Annotated in this window: 2 protein-coding genes; both read left to right on the top strand. The window is 39.0% G+C overall.

The features are described from left to right. Window positions 1-361: 361 nt before the first annotated feature. Complete coding sequence (gene tet(O) / locus CRD20_RS10970; RefSeq protein ID WP_000691759.1) at window positions 362-2,281, top strand: tetracycline resistance ribosomal protection protein Tet(O); 1,920 nt, start codon at window positions 362-364, stop codon at window positions 2,279-2,281. 51 nt (window positions 2,282-2,332) lie between these two features. Then, entirely contained in the window at window positions 2,333-2,506 is a 174-nt protein-coding gene (locus tag CRD20_RS10975) for a cysteine-rich KTR domain-containing protein (protein WP_011528024.1), read from the top strand. The last annotated feature ends 192 nt before the right edge of the window (window positions 2,507-2,698 follow it).

Consider the following 2,698-nt stretch of genomic DNA (forward strand, 5'->3'; position numbering starts at 1 on the left):
TGATTAGTGGCAGGGGGAAATCCTGCCGCTTTTTCTGCTTTAGTTTGTCAGCTTGACAAATAAAGGGTTAAGGAATATAATTAGATTCAGTATTATACAAGGAGTTAATAAATATGCGGCAAGGTATTCTTAAATAAACTGTCAATTTGATAGTGGGAACAAAAAGTAGCAGTCCCGTTTCACTTTTAATATGGGGCTTAGTTTTTTGTACCCAGTTTAAGAATACTTTTATCATGTAATTTTATATGCCCGAAAACATATAAGTGTTTTGGGGCTATTGGAGTTATTTACCCAGTGATAGGAGTATTTATCACTGGGTATTTTTATGCCCTTTTTTGGGTGTTGATAGGAGGAAAATCACATGAAAATAATTAACTTAGGCATTCTGGCTCACGTTGACGCAGGAAAGACAACATTAACGGAGAGTTTATTGTATACCAGTGGTGCAATTGCAGAACCAGGGAGCGTAGATAAAGGCACAACAAGGACAGATACAATGAATTTGGAGCGTCAAAGGGGAATCACTATCCAGACAGCAGTGACATCTTTTCAGTGGGAGGATGTAAAAGTCAACATTATAGATACGCCAGGCCATATGGATTTTTTGGCGGAAGTATACCGTTCTTTATCCGTATTAGACGGAGCAGTATTATTAGTTTCTGCAAAGGATGGCATACAGGCACAGACCCGTATACTGTTTCATGCACTACAGACAATGAAGATTCCGACAATTTTTTTCATCAATAAAATTGACCAAGAGGGGATTGATTTGCCAATGGTATATCAAGAAATGAAAGCAAAGCTTTCTTCGGAAATTATAGTGAAGCAAAAGGTTGGGCAGCATCCCCATATAAATGTAACGGACAATGACGATATGGAACAGTGGGATGCGGTAATTATGGGAAACGATGAACTATTAGAGAAATATATGTCAGGGAAACCGTTTAAAATGTCAGAACTGGAACAGGAAGAAAACAGGAGATTCCAAAACGGAACGTTATTTCCCGTTTATCACGGAAGTGCTAAAAACAATCTGGGGATTCGGCAGCTTATAGAAGTGATTGCCAGTAAGTTTTATTCATCAACGCCTGAAGGTCAATCTGAACTATGCGGGCAGGTTTTTAAGATTGAATATTCAGAGAAAAGGCGGCGTTTTGTTTATGTGCGTATATATAGCGGAACATTGCATTTGAGGGATGTTATTAAAATATCTGAAAAAGAGAAAATAAAAATCACAGAGATGTGTGTTCCGACAAACGGTGAATTATATTCATCCGATACAGCCTGCTCTGGTGATATTGTAATTTTACCAAATGATGTTTTGCAGCTAAACAGTATTTTGGGGAACGAAATGCTGTTGCCGCAGAGAAAATTTATTGAAAATCCTCTCCCTATGCTCCAAACAACGATTGCAGTAAAGAAATCTGAACAGCGGGAAATATTGCTTGGGGCACTTACAGAAATTTCAGATGGCGACCCTCTTTTAAAATATTATGTGGATACTACAACGCATGAGATTATACTTTCTTTTTTGGGGAATGTGCAGATGGAAGTCATTTGTGCCATCCTTGAGGAAAAATACCATGTGGAGGCAGAAATAAAAGAGCCTACTGTTATATATATGGAAAGACCGCTTAGAAAAGCAGAATATACCATCCACATAGAAGTCCCGCCAAATCCTTTCTGGGCTTCTGTCGGGTTGTCCATAGAGCCGCTCCCTATTGGAAGCGGAGTGCAGTATGAAAGCAGAGTTTCACTTGGATATTTAAACCAATCGTTCCAAAATGCGGTTATGGAGGGGGTTCTTTATGGCTGCGAGCAGGGGCTGTATGGATGGAAAGTGACAGACTGTAAAATCTGTTTTGAATATGGATTGTATTATAGTCCTGTAAGTACCCCCGCAGACTTTCGGCTGCTTTCCCCTATCGTATTGGAGCAGGCTTTAAAAAAAGCAGGGACAGAACTATTAGAGCCATATCTCCACTTTGAAATTTATGCACCGCAGGAATATCTCTCACGGGCGTATCATGATGCCCCAAGGTATTGTGCAGATATTGTAAGTACTCAGGTAAAGAATGACGAGGTCATTCTGAAAGGAGAAATCCCTGCCAGATGTATTCAAGAATACAGGAACGATTTAACTTATTTCACAAATGGGCAGGGAGTCTGCTTGACAGAGTTAAAAGGATACCAGCCAGCTATTGGTAAATTTATTTGCCAACCCCGCCGCCCGAATAGCCGTATAGATAAGGTTCGGCATATGTTCCACAAGTTAGCTTAACAGCTTGCAAAAGTCATATAAAATGAGATTTGAAAGGATTAGAGACTAATTATGATGAAATGCGAATGGATATTGTGTCCTGTTTGTGGGAGCAAAACCCGTAATAAAATTAGGAAGGACACTGTTTTGGAGAATTATCCCCTTTATTGTCCAAAATGCAGACAAGAAAGCTTGATTAAAGTTGACAACTTGAAGATAACTGTCATCAAAGAGCCAGACGCTTAAGACGCAGAGCCGATGAAATTGTGGAACAATTCACGAATCATCGGCTCTTTTTGTTTCGTATTTGAAAGAACAAACTCACCAAATAAAAAAAACGATATTCGGGTGGGTTATTTTGTTATACCCTAAATTACCCTCTGAATTTGTTTTTAAATTTGGAGGGATTTTTTTATGTTCTTTTTTCGGGCGGTTATT

The sequence above is a fragment of the Corynebacterium sp. LK33 genome, from assembly GCF_014334955.1.
Taxonomy (GTDB): domain Bacteria; phylum Actinomycetota; class Actinomycetes; order Mycobacteriales; family Mycobacteriaceae; genus Corynebacterium; species Corynebacterium jeikeium_D.